The following is a 23754-nucleotide window of genomic DNA, read 5'->3' on the forward strand; positions in this document are numbered from 1 at the left end:
CCGAGCGCGTACGCCGGCCTCAGCCCGGCAGGCGGCCCAGGCTGACGCGCTCGCGCGCTTCGATGTCGCGCGCGGTCTCGATCTCGACCATCCCGGCCGTCTCGAGCAGCGCCCGCACTGCCGCGCCCTGGTCGTAGCCATGCTCGAGCAGCAGCCATCCGCCGCGCTGCAGATGCGCCGGCGCGTGCGCGACGATCGTGCGAATCGCATCCAGGCCGTCGGCGCCGGACGCCAGCGCCGCGGCCGGCTCGTGACGCAGATCGCCGCGCGCCAGATGCGGATCGCCGTCGCGGATGTACGGCGGATTCGATGCGATCAGCTCGAAGCGCCCGGTGCCGAGCGCCGCGGTCCAGTCGCCCTGCGCGAACGCGACGTTGGCCAGGCCCAGCCGCTGCGCATTGGCCTGCGCGACCGCCAGCGCCGCCGCGCTGGCATCGGTCGCGGTCACCCGGGCCAGCGGCCGCTCGCTGGCCAGCGCCAATGCGATCGCGCCCGAGCCGGTGCCGAGATCGGCGATCCGCGCCGGCGCGCGCGCATCGATGCGCTGCAGTGCGAGCTCGACCAGAATTTCGGTATCGGCGCGCGGAATCAGCACGTCCGGCGTGACCGTGAGGTCGAGCGTCCAGAAACCCTGCGAGCCGATCAGATATGCCAGCGGCTCGCCGGCCGCGCGGCGCTCGACCAGCTCGGCGAAGCGCAGCGCCTGCACGGCGCCGGGTTCCGCGTCGCCGTGCGCATAGAGCCAGCCGCGCGGCTGCCCGAGCGCGGCCGCCATGAGCCGCTCGGCTTCCAGACGTGCGGATTCCGACGCTGCCAGCCGTGCCGCGGCCGCCGACAGCAGACCGCTCACCGTTGCCGCCGCGCTCATGCCGGCGGCGGTGACGGCGGCGGCAGATCGCCGATCGGATCGAGCTGGGCGGCCGGCGCCGGCGAGCGCCAGTAGCCGCCGCGCTGCCAGGCCGCGAATCCAAGCCGCAGCCAGTCGACGACGGCCCAGGCCAGCCACAGCGCCCAGGCCAGCATCGCCAGCTTGTAGACCCACAGCGGCAGCGAGATCGCGCCGGCCACCGGCAGCGCGTCGGCACTGCGATCGGCGAACCAGCGCAGCAGCTGCGCGTCCGAGCCGTTGCCGGTCACGTACATGTCCGGCGCGCCGAGCAGGCCGTTGCGGATCGCATTGAACATGCACAACAGCGCGGCCAGCGTCAGCACCGGCAACGCGATCTGCACGAGGTTGAAGCGCAGCGCGCCGGCCGGCGCGTGACGGCGGCGCGCGTCCATCGCGAACAGCCAGACCGCGACCACGATCAGGGCCGCCCACGAGAACGTCGAGAAGCCGAGGCCGAGCAGCAGCCACTGGTGCATGCGAAGCGGCGAATGCCGCCAGCGCGCGAGCATGATCGCGGCGATCACCATCACCAGCAGTTCGCCCCAGAGCAGCACGGCCGGACCGACCGGCGGACCGTACGCGGCCAGCAGCCAGCGGTCGTGCGGCAGCCGCAGAGACAGATCGATGTTGGCGGCCGGCAGGCCGAGCGAGACCGCCGGTGTCGTGACCCGCGTCGCGATCGGCGACGCCTGCCGGAACGTGATCTCGACCTGCTGCAGGCCCGGCACGACCGGGACGGTCAGGCGCCCGTCCTGCAGCCGCAGATTGAGCGCCTCGCCGCCGCGCCGGACACCGATCAGCTCGGCGCCTGCCGGCAAGGCGAGCACCTGCTCGCCGCCCTGGCTGGCACGCAGATCCAGCTGCACGGTGTGCGTGGCCGCGCGCTGGCCGATCTCGCTCGACAGCGCGACGCGATCGATCGCGCGCGTCGCGCCGGCGACCGCGGTCGGACGGGTGATCTGAAGATTCAGCGTCTCGCCGGGCAGCGGATGGAACTCGAAGACGCGGTAGTCGGCGGCCGACTCCTGCGCGGCGTCGAAGCCGGCTTCGGGCACGCCGTCGAAGCGAACGTTCCAGATCGGGCTGACCACGATGCGCCAGGTCTCGGCATGACCGCTCAACGGCGGCGCGGTCAGCGTCAGCGTATCGCGCGGGTCGAGCGTCGCGGCGTACTCGGCCTGGTCCTCGCCGTCGGCGATCGGCAGCTCGACCCGGCCCTCGGCGACGCGCGCACCGGCGCTCAGCACGCGTTCGCCCGGCAGCGACGGGATGTTCGCGACCAGACCGCCCTCGCGCGGCGCCATCCGCTCGATGCGCGTGGTGACGCGCCAGTCGACGTCGAGCGAGAGCTCGCGCACGACGCGGACGAACGGCGCGAACTGCTGGTCGCCGCCCGGCACGCGCGCGCCGTCTGCGCCTTCGCGCAGCCGGATCAGACTCAGCGTTTCGGTCAGCAGGCGCCCGTCGGCGCTGCCGGCGGCCTGCCAGCCGCTGCCGGAGAACGCGATGCGGCGCGGCTCGAGCGGAAACGCCAGCGCCACCTTGTCGGCCAGTGCCTGCCAGCGCAGCTCGACGCGATGCACGCCGCGCGGCACCAGGATGCGCGCGCCGCCGGCGACACCGGCGATGCCCTCGATCATGCCGTTGTCGAGCCGCGCCGCGCGCAGCGCCAGCGTCGTGTCGTCGGCCGGCACCGGCACCGCGCTGCGCTCGAGCGCGTGCACTTCGAGCACCGCGACGACCTCGTCGCCCTCGGCCGAGAGCTCGGCGAGCGCGATGTCCGCACACTGCGGCGCGCAGCGCGGCGCTTCGACCAGGCGATCGCGCAGCTGGCCGAGCAGCTCGTCCGACGGGAAACCCTGTGCCTGCGCCGATGGCGCGAACACCGCCGCCGAGCACGCCCATGCGACCGCCGCCAGACCCGCCGCGGCCGGCCGCACGCGCACCGGCAGCAGCGGCGCCTGCCGCACCAGCCGCCAGATCAGCACGGCCAGTAGCGCGACCAGGACCAGCTTGAGCGGCCGCACCAGCCACGGCGGCGCGATCAGCAGCCGCACCTCCTGGCTCGGCAGTACCGGTCCGCTCCATTCGAGCCGGTAGGTGCGGCCGAGCCGCCAGCCCGGCTCGCCGCCGCCGGTCTGCACGACGCTGGTCTGCGCATAGCGCTTGAGCGCCTGCGAGCGCAGATTGCGCGATCCGGTGACGGTAACGCTTTCGAGCACGTCGTCGGCTTTGGCCCGTTCGGCAGGCTCGGGTGCCGGCGGAGACGGAGGCGGCGGCGCCGGCTCGGACATCACCATCGTATCGGCCGCACCGGCCGCGATCTGCGCATAGGCCGGCTCGACCGGGCCGCCGCCGGCCTCCAGCTGCGGATACAGCGCCGTGCGCACCTGCGTGATCGCGAACGGCAGCGTCACCACGACCAGCAGCGCGAGCGCGACCAGGCGCGCGAGCGCGGCCACCTCGGCCAGGCGTCCGTCCGGCAGCGCGCGCGCGATCAGCCCGAGCGCGAGCGCCAGCATCAACGTCCACAGCGGCGCACCGGCTTCCTGATAGCCGATCAGCAGGTACGCCAGAACCAGCAGACCACCGGCCCAGCCGAGCAGGCGCGCGCCGAGCAGGATCACGACCGCCGCGACGAACACGTCGAGCAGGGTCCAGCCCGACAGCCAGCTGCCGAGCGCACGGTCGGTGCCCGGCGCCGCCAGCAGGCGATAGCCGTACGGCAGGTGCAGCGTCGTCGTGATCCGGTCGAACACCTGCTGCCAGCCGGCGATCGGCAATGCGCCGGATCCGGCCTCGATGCGCACGCCGGCATCGAGCGCGACGTCGGGCGTACGCCATTCCACGCCGGTCCAGCCGCCCTGCCCGGCTTCGGTCACCAGTAGCGGCTCATCGTCGGCGCGCGCCTGCGCGCGCTGCACGACGAACGGCGGCGCCGCGTCGAAGCGCCATCCGCTGTTCATGCGGCCGTCGATGCGGTCGCGGCTGAACCAGCCGCGACCGTCGAAGTCGAGCCAGGCCTCGCGCACGAGCTGCAGGCGATTGGCCTCGTCAGCCGCCGCGCCGCGCGAATGCTCCTCGATCTGCAAGCGGTCGCCGTCGGCCAGCGCGAACGCCGGCAGGTCGCGCCAGGCGGGCGGCACGTCGGCCTGCTGCGGATCGACCTGGGTCGTCCCGCTCGCGGCCGTCACGCGCAGGCGCGGCGCCGCGGCATAACTCCAGATTTCCTGGCTCGGCCACGGCGCGGCCGGCACGCGTGCAGCCGCCGCGGTCAGCGGACCGGCGGCGCGCGCGGTCAGGACCAGGACGTCCGAGCCCGGCTGCACCTGCACGCGTAGGCGGCCGTCGTCCTCCAGGCGCACCGGCCAGCCCGCCTCGCTGTCCAGTGCGAGCGCGACGAACCCTTCCGGCAGCGCCGGCCCGATGCGCTCCTCGCGCGCCTGACCGGACACGCCGATCTGGATCCGCGTCGTCAGCACGGCCGGAACACCGTCGTCGAGGCGCCGATGGACGCGCAGGTCCACGCTGTCGGCCTCAGCCGCGACGGTCGCGCCGCGACCGAGCGTCAAGGCCTCGCCTTCGCGCTGCACCGGCACGATCGGCCGGCCGTCGACGCTGAGCGCGATCAGGGCGATCGCGCGCGGCACGCGCAGCGACTGCGGCCGCTGCGTCCACGGAATTTCGGCGCGCACCTCGTGGCTGCCGCTGCCGAGCCACAGCGCGGGTCCCCCGTGATCGACCACCGGCGTCGCAATGCCGCCGACCGTGACGCGCTGCGGCCAGTGCTCGGCGTCGCCCGGCAGCGGCACCCAGCCCTCGGCCTCGAGCTGCCAGTGCTGCGACAGGCGCGCGCCGGCGGCATCGGCCGCGATCGTCAGCGTGCCCGGCCAGGCGCACAGATAATCGTCCTGCGCGTGCCCCCGCCGGCCGGCGAGCAGCGTGCAGGCGCGAAACGCGTCGTTCTTGAGCACCCAGCCGCGCCATTCCTGCAGCGCCGGCGGCGTCGTCTCCTGTGCGATCGTCGACAGCGGCAGCAGCAAGGCGATCAAGCCGATCCAGAGGCGATGCATCGTCGATTCCTTCTTCGTGATGGGCGTGGCAGCGGTCAACGGCGAGCCACGTGCGGCGGGGTTGGTGTCTTGACCGGCGGGACGGCAGCGCGCGCCGGACGATCGTGCGGCGGCCCCTAATGTGCCAGGTGGCGGACCAGCTGCTCGAGGCTGGCCAGGACGAAGCCGGTCAGGAAGAACAGATAGCTCCAGCGCAGGTAGCGGTACTTGTGCTGGGCCAGATAGACGCCGAGCGCATAGACGTCCAGGGCCCAGGTCGCGTAGGGCGACCCGTCGGGCGCCAGCACGCGCGCGACCTCGGCCAGATAGCGCTCGCGCGGCAGCGCGGCGAAGTGGCCGAAGAACAGCAGATTGAAATGCGGCGGCAACGGCCCCTCGCCGACCGGAACCGGCCGGTACTTGGGCAGCACCGCGAGGATCGCCAGCAGCAGCGCCAACAGCGTGAAGCCCGCCAGGATCGTCACCGATACGCGCAGGTCCGGATCGGACAGCCGCCCCAGCGACAGCGTCAGCACGATCGAGGAGACCGTGATGATGATGTTGGCCTTGGTATCGGCCATGTTCGACAGCAGCACGTGGTGCTGCTGGGCGGTGCGCAGCAGATTGTCGGTGGTGTTGCGTTCGGGCACCCGCGCGAATGCGTCACGGGGTTCGGCGGCGTCGCGCATCGGGGCCTTCCATCGCGAGGATCGCGGCATTCTAGGCCAAGTCTCCGGACGCGCGGCGGCGGCCGGATCGCGCCGGCGGCCCGGCTGTCGCCGGGCCGCCGATCCGAATAGGTGGGCGACGGAAGCGGGGAGGGTTTCCGTCGCCCGGGCGGCATCGTGGGGAGGGGGGAGTACGATGCCAGCCGAGCGTGAGGAGCGAAGTCCTCGAACGCCTGAGCCAGCAGATGGGGACCGGTCCGATCGCTTCAAGGGCTGCGCCCGAATGCCGCAGGGGCCCGTCGCGAAGCTGCCCGCGGGACGCCGCGCCCCGGGTATGACGCTTATGGAATGGGCTATCATCGATAGCCCTCATCTATGGGCGATCCGCCATGAACCTGCGCGACCTCCGCTATCTGGTGGCGCTCGCCGAGCACAAGCACTTCGGCCGTGCCGCCGAGGCCAGCTTCGTCAGCCAGCCGACGCTGTCGACGCAGATCCGCAAGCTCGAGGAGGAGCTCGGCGTGGCCCTGGTCGAGCGCACGCCGCGCAAGGTGCTGCTGACCGAGGTCGGCCAGGAGATCGCCGCGCGCGCGCGCGACGTGCTCAACGAGGTCGACCAGATCAAGGCGATCGCGCGGCGCACCGTCGATCCCGAGTCGGGCACCTTGCGCCTGGGCATCTTTCCGACGCTGGGCCCGTATCTGCTGCCGCACGTGATCCCGCGCATCCGCGAGCGCTTTCCGCGCCTGGAGCTGCTGCTGACCGAGGAGAAGACCGAAGTCGTGCTGCGCCTGCTGCGCGAAGGGCGCCTCGACGCCGGCATCCTCGCCCTGCCGATCCACGATCCGCAGCTGCACAGCCGGTTCCTGTTCGAGGAGCCGTTCGTGCTGGCGGTGCCGGACGACAGCCCGCTGGCGACGCGATCGGCGCTGCGCCTGGACGATCTGGCCGACCAGAGCGTGCTGCTGCTCGAGGACGGCCACTGCCTGCGCGATCAGGCGCTGGAGGTCTGTCAGCTCGCCGGTGCCGGCGAGAAGGCCGGTTTCCGCGCGACCAGCCTGGAAACCCTGCGCCAGATGGTCGCCGCGCACGTCGGCATCACGCTGCTGCCGGTGCTCGCGGTCAAGCCGCCGGTGCCGCAGGCCGCGCACGTGCGGCTGGTGCAGTTCCGCAAGCCCGCGCCGAGCCGCAAGATCGCGATGGTCTGGCGCAAGAGCTCGGCACTGGGCGGCTTCATCCAGTCGCTGGCCGACCTGTTCGCCGAGCTGCCGGCCGACCTGCTCGATCCGGGTGCCGGCGCCGCGGCGCCGGATCGCACATGAGCCGCACCCGCCTCCAGCGGACCGGCGAACCCGCCGCGATTTGAGAAAGCCGGCACGATCGGCTAGCGTTGCCGGATCGACGCGCGTCGGGCAGCAGATTCCCGGCGCGTTTTCGTATCTCGAGGTTTTTCAGGAGTTGTTCTTCGTGGCCAGCACCCCCGCACCGATCACCGTGTCCAGTCTCGACCTGGAGCGCATCGAACAGTTGCTCGACCTGCCGGCGCATCGCGATGCCGCGGGCGCCCAGGCGCTGCGTGGCGAGCTGGCGCGCGCGGCGATCGTCGATCCGCCGCAGATGCCGGCCGATGTCGTCACGATGAACTCGACCGCGCGCGTCGTCGACGAGGCAAGCGGCGACACGCGCGAACTGACCCTGGTCTATCCGCGCGACGCCGACGGCTCGCCCGGCAAGGTCTCGGTGCTGGCGCCGGTCGGCGCCGCGATGCTCGGCCTGCGGGTCGGCCAGACGATCGACTGGCCGCTGCCGGCGGGCCGCTGGCTGCGCCTGCAGGTGACCGGCATCGCCTACCAGCCCGAGGCCAGCGGCCACCTGCACCGTTGAGCGGCGGGCCCGCCTGACCGCGGGTCCGCCGCCGTTGCCGGCGGCCGCGTCCTAGGCCGCCGACGCGGCCCGCGTGCTGCCGATCGCCGCCTCGACGCGCGCCAGCGCGTCCGCGACGTCGCCGCGCAGATCGGCCTCGTCCTCGATGCCGACCGACAGCCGCAGCAGACCGTCGGCGATGCCGGCGCGCGCGCGCGCCTCGGGCGCCATCGCGGCATGCGTCATGCCGGCTGGATGGCAGACCAGGCTCTCGACGCCGCCGAGCGATTCGGCCAGCGTGAAACAGACCAGGCCGTCGACGAACGCGCGCGCGGCCGCCTCGCCGCCGGTCAGCTCGAAGCTCAGCATCGCGCCGAAGCCCGACTGCTGGCGGCGTGCCAGCACGTGTCCGGGATGATCGGCCAGGCCCGGGTAGTGCACCGCGCGAACGGCCGGGTGCGCATGCAGCTGTTCGGCCAGCGCGCGGGCATTGGCTTCGTGCCGCGCCAGACGCACCTTCAGCGTGCGCAGGCCGCGCAGCGTCAGATAGCTGTCGAACGGCGCACCGGTCAGGCCCAGACAGTTGGCCCACCAGGCCAGCCGTTCGCCGAGGGCCGGCTCGCGCCAGATCACCGCGCCGCCGACCACGTCGGAATGGCCGTTCAGATACTTGGTCGTCGAATGCACGACGACGTCGGCGCCGAGGCCGAGCGGCTGCTGCAGCAGCGGCGAAAGAAACGTGTTGTCGACCGCGACCAGCGCGCCGGCCGCGTGGGCGGTCTCGGCGACGTGGCGCACGTCGGTGATGCGCAGCAGCGGATTGGACGGCGTCTCGATCCAGACCAGCTTCGGGCGCTCGTCCAGCGCGGCGGCCAGTGCCTGCGGATCGTGGAAGTCGACGAAGCGCACGCGGTACAGGCCGCGCCGCGCCTGTGCGTCGAACAGCCGCCAGGTGCCGCCGTAGCAGTCATGCGGCGCGATCAGCAGATCGCCCGGCTCGAGCACCGCGGCGGCGACCAGCGCCACCGCGGCCATGCCGCTGGCGGTCACGGCCGCGCCGCTGCCGCCCTCGAGCTCGGCCAGCGCGCCAGCCAGCGTGTCGCGCGTCGGGTTGCCCGAGCGCGTGTAGTCGTAGCTGCGCTTCTGGCCGAAGCCGGCGAAGCTGAAGTTGGTCGACAGGTACAGCGGCGGCATCACGGCGCCGTGCGCGGTGTCGGCATCGACGCCGGCGCGTACCGCGATCGTGTCCCGAGAGAGCGTACTCATGCGCAGTCCTCCGCAGCCAGCGCGTGCCGGAAGATCCCGGCGATGGTCTCGTCTTCCTTGAGGAAGGCATCGTGACCGTAGATCGAATCGAATTCGCACAGCTCGGCGCGCGGCCCGAGGCGCTCGGCGAACGCGCGCAGCGTCTCGATCGGCACCAGCAGGTCGCCGCGCACGCCGACCACGGTGACCGGCGCGGCGATCGTCCCCGGATCGCAGCGATGCGCGTCGAGCGAGGCCGACAGCGTCACGAAGGCGTCGGCCGGGAAGCGCGCCGCGAAACGGGCGCCATGCGCGTCGAGCCAGTGCTCCAGGCACTGGGCCGGCTCGGCGCCGCCAAATCGCGATTCGAGCTCGCCGGGCGTGCGATACGACAGCATCGCCAGCTGCCGCGCCTGGGCGACCGCGGCGGCGCGATGCTCCGGCGCGGCGGCGGCGACCAGGCCGCGCTGCAGGCCGCGCAGGCCGCGCGCCCAGGCGCTCGCCTGCGGACCGGCGCTGATCACGACCGCGCGCCCGATGCGCTCGCCGGCCAGCCGCGCCAGATGCTGGACGACGCAGCCCCCGTACGAGGCGCCGATCGCGACCGCGACGCGCGCGATGCCCAGATGATTGAGCACCGCAAGCACCGCGGCGGCCTGATCGGCGCTGTCGATCGCCGGAAATGCCGCGTCGCCGGCGCGCGGGCCGGTCGAGCCGCCGGCACCGCCGAGCCAGTCGATCGACACGATGCGCAGCCGCCGCGGATCGAGCGCACGACCGGCGCCGCACTGCGCCGACCACCAGCGATCCGGGTCGCGGCCGGCCGAGATGCCGCCGAGCACGACCACCGCCGGCAGGCCGGGATCGCCCCAGGCCTGCCAGGCGACGTCGGCGTCGATCAGGGTCCGGCCGCCGGCGAGCGCGAGCGCCGACAGGCGCAATACGCCGCGCAGCGGCTGCGCACAGGCATCGGGAAGATCCGGCGAATCGAGAGGAAGGACGGCGGCCACATGCTGCTCCTGATCTGATCGGCGCGACCGGAGCAGCGCGCACGAGGCGCGGCCGCTCATCTCCCGAAGCCCGGCCGATGCCGGCGGCTTCGCTGGAATTGGCACCGTGCGACGGATGTCGCGGTTGCCCCGGCGTCTCAGACCCAGTGTCTCGACCGGTCGCGATGAGTGGCCGGCACTCTACGCAGGCATATCGCCCGCGTCAATAGGCGTATAGACGTCTATACGTCCTTACGTGGACGACACGGAAGGCGATCGGCTGCGCCCGGACCGCCACGAGCCGATGAAGATGCCGAGCAGCGAGAGGCCGACGCCGAGCCAGTCGAGCGTCCGCGTCGGCCGTGCGAAGATCGCCACGTCGAGCAGGAACGACAGCGCCGGCTGCAGCAGCAACAGCAGCCCGACCAGCGAGGCCGGCAGCTGCGGCATCGCGCGCACCAGCAGGATCCAGCCGATCACCTGGCCGAACAGCGCGAGTCCGAGCAGCGCGCCGAACGAACGCAGGTCGGGAATCTCGAACGAAGCGCCCTCGCCGAGCATCGACGCGGCGAGCACCGCGGCGCAGATCCATGAGGTCACGCCGATCAGCTGGGCCGGCGCCAGCGCGACCTGGCCGCTGCGCTGCAGGTGACGCGTCGTCAGCAGGTAGACCGCGTAGGCGACGCCGGTCAGCAGGCCGAACATCACGCCCTGCCGGTAGACCGCGTCGAACCGCCCCCATTCCAGACCGACCAGCAGGTACAGCCCGACCAGCGCCAGCGCGGTGCCGATCAGGAACGGCGGCCCGAGCCGCTCGCGGTACAGCACGACGCCGGCCAGCGCCATCAGGAACACCTGGAAGTTGCCGAGCAGCGTCGCCAGTCCCGGTCCGACCTGGTGGATGCTGCGATGCCAGAGCATCAGATCGACCGCGAACGCGATGCCCGGCACCAGCAGCCAGGCGACCGTACGCAGCCGCAGCGGCCGCCAGGCGCGCAGCACGATCAGGCCACCGGTCAGCATCAGCGCGCCGAACAGCATCCGGTAGAACGCCGAGGTGGTCGGCCCGACGCCGGCGAGGCGCACGAAGATGCTGGTCGTGCTGATCAGCGCAGCGCCGGCGCTCATCTGCCAGACCGCCGCACGCGGCACGGCCGGCGCCGAACTCAAGCCAGCAGCTCGCTCAGATCGTCCGGCGGCGCTGGCGCGGCAGGGTCGAGCTCGGCCAGCAGCTTGCGCGCCGCGGCCAGGTCCTCGTCGCCGACCCAGAGCACGTACAGGCCGAACGGCGGCATCTCGCCGAGCGCGCCGGACAGATACTCGCCGCCGAGATGGACGCGGATGCCGCCGGATTCGAGCAGACCCTTGCGCAGGTGGGCGTCGATGAGCGAGTCGGTGCGGCAGGCGATCTTCACGGCGCCACTTTGCCGCAAAGCGCGCCGCGCGGTCCAGGGCGCTTCGGCGGCGCGTCGGCGCGGCCTTCGTCTGGACGCTGCCGGCCGATCGGCGCATGATGCGCCCCGCCGCGCCGCACCGCTGCCACACCCTGCGACCGACTGCCGACCCGATGGTTCAGCTGCCCGATGACGAGCTCGCCGATACGCTGCGCGCCTGCGTCCTGCAGCTGCTCGGCGCGCAGCGCCGCTCCGGCACGATCGACATCCACGATGCCGCACGCAGCGCCGCGCTGAAGATCGGCTGCGACTGGCGCGACCTGATGCGGCCGCTGCGCACGGTCGCCACGACGATGATCGACGACGGCATCCTCGACGCCACGCAGGGCGAGGCCGCCGTCGACATCCGGCACGCACGCGGCCCGGTGCGGCTGCGGCTGCGCGATGCCGCTCCGGCTCGTCCGGCCTGATGCGGCCGGGTCCGGGGGCGCGGCCGGCGGCCGCCATCCCCTGCAGCGAGAAACCCCCGCACAGCGGGCCACCCGGCGCCGCCGCGTACACGATTCCCGCACTCGACGGGCTGCGCGGCTTCGCCGCCCTGTGGGTGCTGCTGTTCCACGTCTGGATGATGACCGGCCTGCCGAGCATGCGCCCGTTCGACGGCGCGCCATTCGGGCTCGAGGCTTTCCTGACGATGGGATGGGCCGGCGTGGACCTGTTCTTCTGTCTGTCGGCCTTTCTGCTGGTCCTGCCGTTCGCGCGCTGGCGCTACGCGGGCGCGACCCGGCCGGATACGGGACGCTACCTGATGCGGCGCGTGCTCCGGATCTATCCGGCCTATCTCGTACAGTTGGCGATCTTGCTGCTGATCGCGGCCGTGTCCGGGCACGGCCGCACGCTGGGCGGCGGTGAGCTGATCGCGCACCTGTTCCTCTGGTTCAACCTCGGACAGGACTGGGTCGCGCCGCTGGTCGGCGTCTGGTTCACGCTGCCGATCGAGTTTTCGTTCTATCTGGTCCTGCCGCTGATCGCCCCGCTGATCGACCGCAGGTGCTGGCCCTGGCTGCTGCTCGCCTCGATCGCCGTGGCGGTCGGCTACCGGATCTGGGCCTACGCGATCACCGCAGCGGACCCGCTCGCGATACGCATCGCCGAGATCGAGCGCCTGCCCGGGCGGATCGATCAGTTCGTGATCGGCATGCTCGCCGGCGCGGCCTTCGTAGCGGCCTCGATCCAGGGCTGGCGCCCGCGGCGGCCGGCGCTGTGGTTCTGGGTCGGCGTCGCCGGCATGGTCGTGCTGAGTGCCGCGATGATCCGGATCGCCGACCGCTACTGGTCCGGCCATCCGCTGCTGTACGTCTGGCACGGGCTTTTCAGCCTATGCCTGGCGCCGGTCCTGCTGGCCTGCGCCTGGGGCGCGCGCCCGGGCAGCGGCCTGTTCGACAACCGGCCGATGCGGTATCTCGGCAAGACCAGCTTCGGGATCTATCTGTGGCATATGCCGATCCTGATTCCGATCCTGCCGCACCTCCCGGCGTCGATGTCGCCCGCCGGGCGGTTCTGGGCGCTGCTGGCCCTGGTCCTGCCGGCCACGCTGCTGGTCGCGCACCTGTCCTACGTCTGGATCGAGCGCCCATTGCAGCGCGGCGGCGGGCAGGTTCGCGCGCGTACGCGCTAGGGACGGCGCGCCGATCCGGCGACGGCCGCAGGCCCAACGGGTAGACTTGCCGCTTTGCCCGTCGACCCACGCATGAGCGAATCGTCTCCCGCCAATCACTTCATCCGCCAGATCGTCCTGGACGATCGCGCCGCCGGCAAGCACGGCGGGCGGGTCGCCACGCGCTTTCCGCCGGAGCCCAACGGCTACCTGCACATCGGCCATGCCAAGTCGATCTGCCTGAACTTCGGCCTCGCCGGCGAGTTCGGCGGTACCTGCAACCTGCGCTTCGACGATACCAATCCGGTCAAGGAGGACGTCGAGTACGTCGCGGCGATCCAGGAGGACGTGCGCTGGCTCGGCTTCGAGTGGACCGAGCTGCGCCACGCCTCGGACTACTTCGAGGTGTTCTATCGCTGCGCCGAGAAGCTGATCCGCAACGGCCGCGCGTTCGTCTGCGACCTCAGTGCCGAGCAGGTCCGCGAATACCGCGGCACGCTGACCGAACCGGGCCGCAACTCGCCGTACCGCGACCGCTCGGTCGAGGAGAACCTGGACCTGTTCCGGCGCATGCGCGCCGGCGAGTTCGCCGACGGCGCGCGCACGCTGCGCGCACGCATCGACATGGCCAGCGGCAACATCAATCTGCGCGATCCGGCGCTGTACCGGATCCGCCGCGTGCCGCACCAGAACACCGGCGACGCCTGGCCGATCTACCCGATGTACGACTACGCGCACTGCATCTCCGACGCGGTCGAGGGCATCACGCATTCGCTGTGCACGCTCGAGTTCGAGGACCACCGGCCGCTCTACGACTGGTGCCTGGACCAGCTCGACCTGCCCGGCGATCCGCAGCTGACCGAACCGCTGCGCGCCGCCGGCCTGCGCTGCGAGCCGAGCCGTCCGCAGCAGATCGAGTTCTCGCGCGGCAATCTCGACTACACGGTCATGAGCAAGCGCAAGCTGATGGCGCTGGTGCAGGACGGCCTGGTCGACGGCTGGGACGATCCGCGCATGCCGACGCTGTCGGGCGCGCGCCGCCGCGGCTTTCCGGCCGCGGCGATCCGCGCGTTCTGGGAGCGCATCGGCATCAGCAAGCAGAACAGCGTGATCGACGTCGGCGTGCTCGAGGGCTGCGTGCGCGAGGCGCTCGACGCGACCGCGCCGCGCCGCCTGGCCGTGCTCGATCCGCTGCGCCTGGTGCTGACCAATCTGCCGCACGGCCACGAGGAGCGCCTGTCGTTCGCGAACCACCCGAAGAACGAGGCGGCCGGCAGCCGCGAAGTGCCGTTCTCGGACACGCTGTGGATCGAGCGCGAGGACTTCATGGAGGTACCGGTCAAGGGCTTCCACCGCCTGGTGCCCGGCGGCGAGGTGCGGCTGCGCGGCGTCGGCATCGTGCGCTGCGAGGAGGTCGTCAAGGACGAGACCGGCGCGATCGTCGAGCTGCGCTGCACGCTCGACGCCGACACTCGGCCCGGCCAGTCCGGCGCCGAGCGCAAGGTCAAGGGCACGATCCACTGGGTCAGCGCGCGCCACGCGCTCGAGGCCGAGGTGCGCCTGTACGACCGCCTGTTCGACACGCCCGACCCCGACGACGACGCCGACGGCAAGACCTACCGCGATCACCTCAATCCGGCATCCAAGCGCATCGTGCGCGGCTATCTGGAGCCCTCGCTCGACACGGTCGCCAGCGAATCGGCCTGGCAGTTCGAACGGCTTGGCTATTTCGTCGCCGACCGCCACGACCACGGCGCGGCCCACCCGGTATTCAACCGCATCGTCACGCTGCGCGATTCGTGGGCCAAGGGCGCCGGCCGATGAACCTGCGCGCGGCCGGCTGGCTGGTCTGCCTGGCCGTGCTGGCCGGCTGCAGTCCGTCGCCGCCGGCCGCATCGACCGCTCCGGCGCGCGCGTCGGCAGTCAGTGCCGCGGCGTCTACACCGGGCGAGGTCGACTACCGCTGCCGCGTCGACGCCGACTGCGCGGTCAAGGACGTCGGCAACTGCTGCGGCCGCTATCCGGCCTGCGTCAATCGCGACAGCCCGACGTTTCCGGACCAGGTCGCCGCCGAATGCGCGCGCACCGGCATGTCCGGCATCTGCGGTTATCCGGAGATCAGCGGCTGCCGCTGCGTCGAGCAGCGCTGCGCCGCCGTCACCGATTCGGCCGAGACGCACTGATGCTGTATCTGCAGATCCACCTGACCCTGCCCGCCTGGATCGCCGACGCGGTCGACCTGCAGCGTCGCTACGCCGACGACGAGGCGAAGGTCGCGCTCGCGATCGAGCTGTCGCGCCGCAACGTCGAGCTGCGCAGCGGTGGGCCGTTCGGCGCGGCAGTGTTCGACGCGGATGGCCGCGTGATCGCCGTCGGCGTCAACCGCGTCGTGCCGCACACCTGCTCGGTGGCGCATGCCGAGATGATGGCCTACATGAGCGCGCAGCAGCGTCTGCAGCGCAAGCGCCTCAACGAGGACGGCGGCCGCTACGCGCTGGCGACCAGTTCGCAGCCGTGCTGCCAGTGCTACGGCGCGACGGTCTGGGCCGGTGTCGACGCCCTGCTGATCGGCGCGCGCGCCGAGGACGTGATGACGCTGACCGAGTTCGACGAGGGGCCGCTGCCGGCCGACTGGATCGGCGAGCTCGAACGGCGCGGCATCGCGGTGCGGCGCGACATCCTGCGCGAGCAGGCGCGCGAGGTGCTCGGCTTCTACGCGCGCAGCGGCGGCGCGATGTACTGAGCGGCGCGCACCGCCGCCCGCCCCGCATGCCGACCGATCGCTCGTGACCGCCATCGCCACCGAATCCGCCCGGCCGCTCGACGGCTTCCTGGCCTGGTGCCGTCCGGGCTTCGAGAACGACTGCGCGCAGGAGCTGGCCGCGATCGACGCGCAGCTGGCGACCGGCGGCTACGCGCGCGCGCGGCGCGACAGCGGCTACGTCGAGTTCATGCTGCCCGACGAAGCGGCCGCGACGCGCTACGGCCGCGCCGTCGACTGGCGCGCGCTGACGTTCGCGCGGCAATGGCTGCGCCTGCGCGCGCGCATCGACGCCTTGCCGGCCAGCGACCGGCTCGCCGTGCTGCTGCCGGCGATCCGTGCCGCCGGACCGGCCTTCGCCGATGCCTGGATCGAGTCGCCCGACAGCGATGCCGGCCGCGAACTGTCCGGTCTGTGCCGCTCGCTCAACGCGGCCCTGGTCGCCGCGATGAAGCGCGAGCGCCTGATCGATCCGGCCATGCCGCAACGCCTGCACGTCGCCCTGCTCGATCCGGCTACGGCCCTGCTGGCCGTGGCGGACGTGTCGCGCAGTGCGCCGTGGCCCGGCGGCATTCCGCGCCTGCGCTTTCCGAGCAGCGCGCCGAGCCGCTCGACGCTCAAGCTCGAGGAGGCGTTCCTGGTCCTGCTCGACGAGGCTGAACGCGAACGCGCCTTGCGCCCCGGCATGAGCGCGGTCGACCTCGGCGCCGCGCCGGGCGGCTGGACCTGGCAGCTGGTGCGCCGCTCGATCCGCGTGACCGCGGTCGACAACGGGCCGATGGACGCGTCGCTGCTCGCGTCCGGCCTGGTCGAGCACCGCCGCGAGGACGGCTTTCGCTACCAGCCGCCGCGGCCGGTCGACTGGCTGGTCTGCGACATGGTCGAACAGCCGCGCCGCGTCGCGGCGCGGATCAGCGACTGGCTCGCCGCCGGCTGGTGCCGGCATGCGATGTTCAATCTCAAGCTGCCGATGAAGAAGCGCCACGAGGAGGTCGTGCTGTGCCGCGAGCGGATCGCCGAGGCGGTCGCCGGCCGGCGCCTGGACTGGCGCGCGCGCCAGCTCTATCACGACCGCGAGGAAGTGACCGTCTACGCCGCGCTGCGCTGAGCACCAGCCGCTATGCTAGTGCGCCGCGTGCTGCCCCCTCTTTCGATCGATCCCGATGAAACGCCTGTCCTCGTTCCTGCCGCTGCTGCTGCTGATCGCCGCCGGCGGCGCCCTCTACGCGTCCGGCCTGCTCGACGGCCTGCATCCGGCCGCGCTGATCGAGCGGCACGGTGAACTGCAGCGGCAGATCGCGGCCCATCCGCTGACCGCGGCCGCCGCGCAGATCGCCGCGATGACGATCGCCGCCGCGACCGGCCTGCCCGGCGCGGTGCTGATCGTGCTGACCGGCGGCATGCTGTTCGGCGCCGCATACGGCACGCTGCTGTCGACGATCGGCCTGGTGCTCGGCACCGCGCTGCTGTTCGTCGCCAGCCGGCGCGCATTCGCCGGCGCCGAGCGGCCGCCGCCGGCGCTGATCGCCCGGATCCGATCCGGCTTCGAGACGCATCCGGTCAGCTATACGTTCTTCCTGCGTCTGGTCTCGTTCTTTCCGTACGGCGCGGTCACCGTCGCGCTGGCCTGGCTGCGCTGTCCGCGCGTGCTGTTCTTCGGCGCGAGCACGATCGGCGGCACGGTCATGACCGCGGTGGAGACCAGTCTGGGCGCCGGCCTGGCCCGTTCGCTGGCACGCAGCGGCCGCCTGGACCTCGGCGTCCTGACGCGTCCGGAGGTCGTGCTGCCGATGCTCGGCATGGCAACCTTATCGTTGCTACCTATTCTGGGTAGTCGCGTAAGGCACGAATTTGCCAAACATCAGAACGCTCGTCGGATTAGCGGCACCGAAAAACTCGGCAATCCGGAGCTCCAATGAGTCATAAGTCAGTCCGATTCTCCCGCCCCACGCCTACGATCGATGGAATCAGCATGAGTCCAAGCGACCGCGGCGGCAAGGCATTGATATGGATGATCTCACTCACGGCCATTCTCTTCGTGGTAATGAGCTTGAGTCCTGGATATCTGATGGGATCGGGTCCTTTCTGGCAGCAGCTCTCCGGAGATGCTGCTCAAGGCCAGATCGGATGGTTTTACTTCGCTCGGGATGAGTGGCGCTGGCCTTTACTGGCGACCGGCAACTACAACCTCCCGGAGGGAGGAAATTTGTTGCTGTCTGATAGCCTTCCTCTTTTTGGCGTACCGGCAAAAATTCTGTATCAAGCGTTCTGGCCCGAGGGCTCTTTACCCCCTATCTACATGGGTGCCTGGGTAGGCCTATGCCTGCTTTTACAAGTTCTCGCCGGCGCAAGACTGATATGGGTATTGGGTGGTCGCAGCCCTCTCGCACTGATCTCCGGCACGCTCATTCTTGCTTACACGCCAATCCTCCTTTTTCGCTTCGGCCACGCCACACTGATGGGGCATTTCCTCATCCTGCTTACGTTGACCGGCTATGTAGAAGGTTCACGCCGTGAACTCTCGGTCCGTTACTGGGTTGCCCTCTGCGCCGTACCCATTTTTTCGCTTTGGATAACGCCCTACTTGGCGGTGATGACCGCCCTACTGGTTGTGACAACGATCGCTGACCAGTTGCGCAGAAGCCGCTTAAGTGCGATGGGGGCAGCGGCGCGCCTGGGCATCATGGGGGCGGGGGGAGCAGCACTGATTGCAATGAGTGGCCTGCTGAGCTATCGCACACTTAATCTCGGCGACTACGGTGTTTATTCTCTGAATTTGCTGGCACCTTTCGTACCAACCCCTGAAACCACAGCCGGAAAGCTTCTATACGGCGGATACCCCAGTCTCCCTGGAATTCATCAATGGGAGGGCATGGCGTATCTGGGCACGGGTGTTCTGCTGCTCTGCTTGGCAGCCCTCCCAGCTCTGAAGGATTGGCGGTTCAACGTAAGCAAGCATCTATGCCTGATGCTCGCCGTTCTGTGCACGCTCGCTTTTGCCATCTCTAATCGAGTCGGATTGGGTGCGAACGAAGTTCTTCATATCGCGCTGCCCGAATCACTGATCGGCGCGCTCTCAACACTGCGTGGGTCGGGGCGCTTTGTATGGATTGCGGTTTACGTGGTGATCGCAGCGGCGGTAGCTGCTACTCTTCATCGATACGGACAAAGAAGGGGCTCGATCCTACTCGCGATTGCTGGATTGCTTCAGATTATCGACGTAGCCCCGATGCAGATCAGTTTGCGCAACAAAAGCACATCACCAGCGGTCAGCCATATCGACGGCACCACCTGGATGACCTTAATGGAAGATCACGACGACATCTTCCAGTTTCCTTCGTTCGAATGCGGAGGCCTGTTCGGGAGAGGCATTCCAGGCACCCATATGGATGAACTGGAAATCCACGCCATCGCGGCCCGAATGAACAAGCCGAGCAATAGTGCCTACTTGGCCAGATACATCAAGGACTGCGAGCAAGAACGAATCGACGCAGGCACTGGACACCGGCGCGACCGCACCCTGTATTTGTTTCGCAGTGACCAGACTACCGGGCAGTGGCTGGCGGAACATGGCGAGCTTTCACATGGATGCGGATATTTGGATAACGTGGTGATTTGCTCAGGCCACCAAGATTTATCCTGGATTGACAAAACGACCGAATAGTATATTTGAAAATATTTCTTCTATCACACTCAAATGCATACTCCGCAATTGATATACATGTCTCGTGAGCGAGGGGATTCAAAAATGAGAACATCACAATTCACTATATTTCTTTTTCTTCTGACAGCAATCCTTTCTCCACAACTTAGCTTCGCCCAGGTCATCGGCCCTCCCCTCCCCGCACTGGGCGCCCGATTTGTTTCGCAAAACGTGCGCCCCCTGCTCTCGCCGGGACAGTCCTACCAGGTGAGCATCACCATGCAGAACGCCGGAACGACCACCTGGTCAGCCGGAACCAACTTCTATCTCGGCTCGCAGAATCCGCAGGACAACACCAACTAGGGGCTGCACAGAGTCTCCCTTCCTGCCGCGACCTCGGTCGTGACGGGAAAGACCTACACTTTCAACTTCACAGTTACCGCACCGACAACGGCCGGAACCTACGACATGCAATGGCGGATGTTGCAGGAAGGAGTAGCCTGGTTCGGCGATTCCACCCGCAATGTAAGCGTGAACGTATCGACCGCCAACACCAAGTGAACATCTGCACCGGCGTCTATGCGGACGCTACTGGTGCGATCGCCGCCGCTGCCGCGATCCAGTCCTGTCTCAATCTTACAGTGTCCGGCTCTACGTTCCGCCTGCCCGTCGGCACCTATCTAGTGGACAACCAGATAACGCTCAATCGGCCGGTCACCTTCGGCACGATCCCACCCGTGTTTAGCCCCTCTGGAAACTGCGAGAACATCCCCTGCGCGACCCTGCTGGCCGCTCCCACTCTGCATGCGCCACCACCCGGTGGCTGGCCAGCGCCAAGAGCGGTTCTGCAGGTTAGCAGCCCAAACGTCAAGATCGATTTTCTGGCCATCGACGGTGACCGGAACTCGAGACTGTTTTCATGGGCCGGATCGCAGTGCAGCGTCTTCAACAACAGCTTCGGCTTCAACGTTCTCGTCCTCGCCGACAACGTCTCGTTCACCCGGAATTTGAGCACACGCGCGCTGTGCGCCACTGCGCTGGGCTGGTATGGCTCGAGTGCAATAGTCACCGATTCCTCGTTCATCGCGAACGGCAATCACTACACGCGAGGCGTATGGGCCGACGGAATCACCATCGGTTCGGACAACGCACAGATTCTACGCAACCGCATCCTGGACAGCAGTGACGTCGGCATGGTCCTCATGTACGGCAAAAACAGTCTGATCAAGGACAATCTGATCGAACAGAATACGCAGCCCATTTTCGGTGGACTGGTCGTGTTCCGGCAACTTGGACCAGGCGGCGTCCCACTTAGCGATGGGGATTACACCGGCACGGTGGTGACCCAGAACACACTCGAATGCCAGAAGAACTGCTTCGTCGGCCTGCACGTCGGAGCGCGGCCCTGGCAGAGCGGAGAGAGCTCACGAGTGTTCGGCGTGACGGTACACGGCAATACCGTCCACGATTCGGCTTTCGGTGTCTCCGCTTCGATCGCCGGTACGATCACCTCGCCCGTTCACATCTACAACAATACGGCTACAGGTGCCTTTTCCATCGCGTTCGTCAACCTGTGCGCGAACACGTCCCCAAATGGAGGCTCCAACTACAACATCGCCCCCACCGGCGACACCCTGGGCAATCCCATCGATTCCGTGATCGATCACCATGGAGATACGACGGTGTACACCCAGTTGCCGATGTGCAATCCGTAGCGGTCTGTCCGCCGGGCGCCTGCGAGCGCCCGGCGCTTCCGTGACCAGCCGGACCTGCCAGCGGGGCGCGCACGGCCGTTGGGGTTGGAGTATCAGCCAGTCAGCCGCCCCGGGGGCAGCTAGCCACCATACTGAAGCCAGCAAATCCGCTCGATTGAGGGTATTCAGGCCGTTGGGCTATGCTGCAAGCCTTTGTCCGGCGCGGCGTTCGCGCCTTCGCTACGCCGAGGCCGCCGCTTGACCCCAACCGTTCAGACCGCCCCCGTACAGAAATCGTTCTGGCGGGCCTTGGCGCTCAGCCTGACCATCGCGGTACTCAATTTCGGTCTCTGGGCCTGGCTCAACCGCCCCACGCCGATCGCCGACTGGAACGGACAGGTCGGCGGCTTCGCGTTCAGCGCGTTCCAGCGCTATCAGGATCCGACCAAGGACGTCTATCCGAGCGAGGCCGAGCTGGCCGGCGACATCCGCCTGATGGCGCAGTACACGCGCCGCATCCGCACCTACGCCTCGCTGGAAAGCCCGCAGATTCCGCGGCTGGCGCGCCTGTACGACATGAAGGTCATGGCCGGCGCCTGGCTCGACCGCCGCGCCGACCACAACGACCGCGAACTCGAGGCCCTGGTCACGCTGTCGCGCAAGTACGACAACATCGAGCGCGCGATCGTCGGCAACGAGTCGGTGCTACGCGGCGACGTCACGGTCGAGCAGCTGATCGGCTACCTCGACCGCGCGCGTGCGCAGCTGGACATCCCGGTCTCGACCGCCGAGCCGTTCTTCGTCTGGGAACGCAACCCGGAACTGGCGCGCCACGTCGACTTCATCACCGTGCACCTGCTGCCGTACTGGGAGCGGATTCCGCGCAAGGATGCGATCGGCTTCACGCTCGGCCAGTACCAGCAGCTCAAGCGGCTGTTCCCGGACAAGCCGGTGGTGATCGGCGAAATCGGCTGGCCGTCCAACGGCGACCGCAAGGAGTACGCGCAGCCGACGCTGGCCAACGAGGCGCAGTTCCTGCGCGAGTGGTTCAACGTCGCCGCGCGCGAGAACATCGACTATTACGTCATGGAGGCCTTCGACCAGCCCTGGAAGGAGGCCAACGAAGGCCGCGCCGGCGCCTACTGGGGCGTGCTCAACGCCAATCGCCAGCCGAAGTTCGCGTTCACCGGCCCGGTCGTGGAGGACACCACCTGGCCGTGGAAGGCCGCGGCCGCCTCGCTGCTGGCGCTGCTGCCGATGTTCTGGTTCGCGCGGCACTTCATGCGCTTCCGCACCGCCGGGCTGTGGTTCTTCCTGATCCTGATCCAGCTCGGCGGCACCTTGCTGGTGTGGTCGGCGACGCTGCCGTACGACTTCTACCTGAGTCCGCTGGACTGGACGATGCTGACCCTGCTGCTGCCGGCGCAGGTCGCGATCATCCTGGTGCTGCTGATCAACGGATTCGAGTTCACCGAGGTGATCTGGCGGCCGCGCTGGCTGAGGCACTTCGGCCTGCTGACGCCGCAGCCCGGCGATCCGCAGCCGTTCGTGTCGATCCACCTGGCCTGCTACAACGAGCCGCCGGAGATGGTGATCCTGACGCTCGACTCGCTGGCCGCGCTCGACTACGAGAACTTCGAGGTGCTGGTGATCGACAACAACACCCGCAACCCCGAGGTCTGGAAGCCGCTGCAGGCCTACTGCGAGAAGCACGGACCGCGCTTCCGCTTCTTCCATCTGGAACCGTGGCCCGGCTTCAAGGCCGGCGCGCTGAACTACGGCCTGACCGTCACCGATCCGCGCGCCGAGGTGATCGCCGTGGTCGACGCCGACTACGAGGTGCGCAGCGACTGGCTGCGCGCGCTGACCGGCTACTTCCGCGATCCGAAGGTCGCCGTCGTGCAGTGCCCGCAGGCGCATCGAGACTGGGAGCACAACGCGTTCCGGCGCATGTGCAACTGGGAGTACGACGGCTTCTTCCGCATCGGCATGCACCACCGCAACGAGCGCAACGCGATCATCCAGCACGGCACGATGACGATGGTGCGCAAGGACATGCTGGTCGACACCGGCAGCTGGTCGGAATGGACGATCTGCGAGGACGCCGAGCTCGGCCTGCGCCTGATGCATGCCGGCTACGATCTGGTCTACGTCGACGAGGCGATCGGCAAGGGGCTGACGCCGGCCGACTTCAAGGCCTACAAGTCGCAGCGCTACCGCTGGGCGTTCGGCGCGATGCAGATCATGAAGGCGCGCTGGAACTGGATGGTCTCGGCCGACAGCCCGCTCAGCCGCGGCCAGAAATTCCACTTCCTGACCGGCTGGTTCTCGTGGTTCGCCGACGCGCTGCACCTGGTCTTCACGCTGATGGCGATCGCCTGGACCGTCGGCATGGTCGGCTGGCCGCAATACTTCGCGCTGCCGCTGCAGCTGTTCCTGGTGCCGATCATCGGCTTCTTCGTCTGCAAGGCGGTGTTCGGCATCGTGCTCTACCGGGTGCGCGTGCCGTGCTCGTGGAAGGACACGATCATGGCCTCGATCGCCAGCATGGGGCTGTCGCATGCGATCGCGCGCGGCATCTTCCAGGGGCTGTGGCAGAAGAAAGGCGAGTTCGTCCGCACCGCCAAGAGCCGCCGTCTCGGCGCCAAGCCCAACCCGTTCACGTCGGTGCGCGAGGAAGGCCTGATGGCGCTGGCGCTGGGTGCCTGCATCGTCGGCATGATCCATTCGATCGGCTTCCAGTACGTCGAAGGCAAGCTGTGGATCGCAATCCTCGCCGCACAGTCGATTCCGTACCTATCGGCGCTGGTCGGCGCCTGGGTCGCGCACCGTTCGGGCGAGGCCAGCGGCTGAACGGCGCCGCACCGGACGTGTCGCGGATGCAAGCAATTGAAACGTG

Annotated in this window: 20 protein-coding genes and 1 riboswitch; of the genes, 13 read left to right on the top strand and 7 right to left on the bottom strand. The window is 69.3% G+C overall.

Annotation, left to right across the window (positions count from 1 at the left end; translation table 11 throughout):
- Positions 1-19: 19 nt before the first annotated feature.
- From prmC to VMR06_RS17810, 3 genes are all read right to left on the bottom strand, one after another.
- The gene (gene prmC, locus VMR06_RS17800) at positions 20-868 is read right to left on the bottom strand and encodes a peptide chain release factor N(5)-glutamine methyltransferase (protein WP_325378893.1); all 849 of its coding nucleotides are present in this window, start codon (positions 866-868) and stop codon (positions 20-22) included.
- Positions 865-4962, bottom strand: a complete 4098-nt coding sequence (locus VMR06_RS17805; protein WP_325378895.1) for a hypothetical protein — start codon at positions 4960-4962, stop codon at positions 865-867. Before VMR06_RS17805 ends, prmC begins: the two co-directional genes overlap by 4 nt.
- Positions 4963-5078: 116 nt before the next feature.
- Entirely contained in the window at positions 5079-5630 is a 552-nt protein-coding gene (locus VMR06_RS17810) for a Pycsar system effector family protein (protein ID WP_325378897.1), read from the bottom strand.
- A gap of 368 nt (positions 5631-5998) precedes the next feature.
- Between VMR06_RS17810 and oxyR the strand changes: the two genes are divergently transcribed.
- Both oxyR and rnk read left to right on the top strand, forming a co-directional pair.
- Positions 5999-6931 carry a DNA-binding transcriptional regulator OxyR gene (gene oxyR / locus VMR06_RS17815; protein WP_325378899.1) on the top strand — a complete coding sequence of 311 codons (933 nt, stop codon included), beginning with the start codon at positions 5999-6001 and terminating at the stop codon, positions 6929-6931.
- 145 nt (positions 6932-7076) lie between these two features.
- Positions 7077-7493 carry a nucleoside diphosphate kinase regulator gene (gene rnk / locus VMR06_RS17820; RefSeq protein ID WP_325378901.1) on the top strand — a complete coding sequence of 139 codons (417 nt, stop codon included), beginning with the start codon at positions 7077-7079 and terminating at the stop codon, positions 7491-7493.
- Positions 7494-7544: 51 nt separating this feature from the next.
- Here the strand turns inward: rnk and metB are convergent, their stop codons facing one another.
- The 4 genes from metB to VMR06_RS17840 form a co-directional block, all read right to left on the bottom strand.
- On the bottom strand, positions 7545-8738 hold the full coding sequence (metB, locus tag VMR06_RS17825; protein ID WP_325378903.1) for a cystathionine gamma-synthase: 1194 nt from the start codon (positions 8736-8738) through the stop codon (positions 7545-7547).
- Positions 8735-9727 (bottom strand): alpha/beta fold hydrolase, encoded by a 993-nt coding sequence (locus VMR06_RS17830; RefSeq protein ID WP_325378905.1) that lies wholly within the window; start codon positions 9725-9727, stop codon positions 8735-8737. Before VMR06_RS17830 ends, metB begins: the two co-directional genes overlap by 4 nt.
- Before the next feature lie 53 nt (positions 9728-9780).
- A riboswitch (SAM riboswitch) is annotated at positions 9781-9898 on the bottom strand.
- 60 nt (positions 9899-9958) lie between these two features.
- On the bottom strand, positions 9959-10876 hold the full coding sequence (locus tag VMR06_RS17835; RefSeq protein ID WP_325378907.1) for a DMT family transporter: 918 nt from the start codon (positions 10874-10876) through the stop codon (positions 9959-9961).
- Positions 10873-11121, bottom strand: coding sequence for a DUF2007 domain-containing protein (locus VMR06_RS17840; RefSeq protein WP_325378909.1), 249 nt, complete (start codon positions 11119-11121; stop codon positions 10873-10875). Before VMR06_RS17840 ends, VMR06_RS17835 begins: the two co-directional genes overlap by 4 nt.
- A 152-nt stretch (positions 11122-11273) precedes the next feature.
- Here VMR06_RS17840 and VMR06_RS17845 point away from each other — a divergent pair, with 152 nt between their 5' ends.
- The 11 genes from VMR06_RS17845 (at position 11274) to VMR06_RS17895 (ending at position 23708) form a co-directional block, all read left to right on the top strand.
- Positions 11274-11570 carry a DUF3253 domain-containing protein gene (locus VMR06_RS17845; protein ID WP_325378911.1) on the top strand — a complete coding sequence of 99 codons (297 nt, stop codon included), beginning with the start codon at positions 11274-11276 and terminating at the stop codon, positions 11568-11570.
- Positions 11570-12778 carry an acyltransferase gene (locus VMR06_RS17850; RefSeq protein ID WP_325378913.1) on the top strand — a complete coding sequence of 403 codons (1209 nt, stop codon included), beginning with the start codon at positions 11570-11572 and terminating at the stop codon, positions 12776-12778. The genes VMR06_RS17845 and VMR06_RS17850 overlap by 1 nt, the downstream gene beginning before the upstream one ends.
- A gap of 72 nt (positions 12779-12850) precedes the next feature.
- The gene (locus tag VMR06_RS17855) at positions 12851-14581 is read left to right on the top strand and encodes a glutamine--tRNA ligase/YqeY domain fusion protein (RefSeq protein WP_325378915.1); all 1731 of its coding nucleotides are present in this window, start codon (positions 12851-12853) and stop codon (positions 14579-14581) included.
- A complete protein-coding gene (locus VMR06_RS17860) occupies positions 14578-14940 on the top strand; it encodes a hypothetical protein (protein ID WP_325378917.1) in 363 nt (120 codons plus the stop codon). The genes VMR06_RS17855 and VMR06_RS17860 overlap by 4 nt, the downstream gene beginning before the upstream one ends.
- Positions 14940-15500 carry a nucleoside deaminase gene (locus VMR06_RS17865; protein ID WP_325378919.1) on the top strand — a complete coding sequence of 187 codons (561 nt, stop codon included), beginning with the start codon at positions 14940-14942 and terminating at the stop codon, positions 15498-15500. The genes VMR06_RS17860 and VMR06_RS17865 overlap by 1 nt, the downstream gene beginning before the upstream one ends.
- Before the next feature lie 52 nt (positions 15501-15552).
- The gene (gene rlmM / locus VMR06_RS17870; protein ID WP_325379030.1) at positions 15553-16626 is read left to right on the top strand and encodes a 23S rRNA (cytidine(2498)-2'-O)-methyltransferase RlmM; all 1074 of its coding nucleotides are present in this window, start codon (positions 15553-15555) and stop codon (positions 16624-16626) included.
- Between the two features lie 55 nt (positions 16627-16681).
- Entirely contained in the window at positions 16682-17437 is a 756-nt protein-coding gene (locus VMR06_RS17875; protein ID WP_325378921.1) for a TVP38/TMEM64 family protein, read from the top strand.
- 53 nt (positions 17438-17490) lie between these two features.
- The gene (locus VMR06_RS17880; RefSeq protein ID WP_325378923.1) at positions 17491-19182 is read left to right on the top strand and encodes a hypothetical protein; all 1692 of its coding nucleotides are present in this window, start codon (positions 17491-17493) and stop codon (positions 19180-19182) included.
- 84 nt (positions 19183-19266) lie between these two features.
- Positions 19267-19524 carry a hypothetical protein gene (locus VMR06_RS17885; RefSeq protein ID WP_325378925.1) on the top strand — a complete coding sequence of 86 codons (258 nt, stop codon included), beginning with the start codon at positions 19267-19269 and terminating at the stop codon, positions 19522-19524.
- Between the two features lie 194 nt (positions 19525-19718).
- On the top strand, positions 19719-20876 hold the full coding sequence (locus tag VMR06_RS17890) for a right-handed parallel beta-helix repeat-containing protein (RefSeq protein WP_325378927.1): 1158 nt from the start codon (positions 19719-19721) through the stop codon (positions 20874-20876).
- Positions 20877-21113: 237 nt separating this feature from the next.
- A complete protein-coding gene (locus tag VMR06_RS17895) occupies positions 21114-23708 on the top strand; it encodes a glycosyltransferase family 2 protein (RefSeq protein WP_325378929.1) in 2595 nt (864 codons plus the stop codon).
- Positions 23709-23754: the final 46 nt, after the last annotated feature.

It is taken from the genome of Dokdonella sp. (assembly GCF_035511235.1).
GTDB lineage: Bacteria > Pseudomonadota > Gammaproteobacteria > Xanthomonadales > Rhodanobacteraceae > Dokdonella.

Bases quoted from the DNA above. Each gene is read 5' to 3' on its own strand.
- metB (WP_325378903.1), bottom strand. From the start codon at position 8,738: ATGAGTACGCTCTCTCGGGACACGATCGCGGTACGCGCCGGCGTCGAT.
- VMR06_RS17875 (WP_325378921.1), top strand. From the start codon at position 16,682: ATGAAACGCCTGTCCTCGTTCCTGCCGCTGCTGCTGCTGATCGCCGCC.
- VMR06_RS17880 (WP_325378923.1), top strand. From the start codon at position 17,491: ATGAGTCCAAGCGACCGCGGCGGCAAGGCATTGATATGGATGATCTCA.
- VMR06_RS17865 (WP_325378919.1), top strand. From the start codon at position 14,940: ATGCTGTATCTGCAGATCCACCTGACCCTGCCCGCCTGGATCGCCGAC.
- oxyR (WP_325378899.1), top strand. From the start codon at position 5,999: ATGAACCTGCGCGACCTCCGCTATCTGGTGGCGCTCGCCGAGCACAAG.
- VMR06_RS17885 (WP_325378925.1), top strand. From the start codon at position 19,267: ATGAGAACATCACAATTCACTATATTTCTTTTTCTTCTGACAGCAATC.
- VMR06_RS17850 (WP_325378913.1), top strand. From the start codon at position 11,570: ATGCGGCCGGGTCCGGGGGCGCGGCCGGCGGCCGCCATCCCCTGCAGC.
- VMR06_RS17855 (WP_325378915.1), top strand. From the start codon at position 12,851: ATGAGCGAATCGTCTCCCGCCAATCACTTCATCCGCCAGATCGTCCTG.
- prmC (WP_325378893.1), bottom strand. From the start codon at position 868: ATGAGCGCGGCGGCAACGGTGAGCGGTCTGCTGTCGGCGGCCGCGGCA.
- VMR06_RS17860 (WP_325378917.1), top strand. From the start codon at position 14,578: ATGAACCTGCGCGCGGCCGGCTGGCTGGTCTGCCTGGCCGTGCTGGCC.
- VMR06_RS17805 (WP_325378895.1), bottom strand. From the start codon at position 4,962: ATGCATCGCCTCTGGATCGGCTTGATCGCCTTGCTGCTGCCGCTGTCG.
- VMR06_RS17810 (WP_325378897.1), bottom strand. From the start codon at position 5,630: ATGCGCGACGCCGCCGAACCCCGTGACGCATTCGCGCGGGTGCCCGAA.
- VMR06_RS17845 (WP_325378911.1), top strand. From the start codon at position 11,274: ATGGTTCAGCTGCCCGATGACGAGCTCGCCGATACGCTGCGCGCCTGC.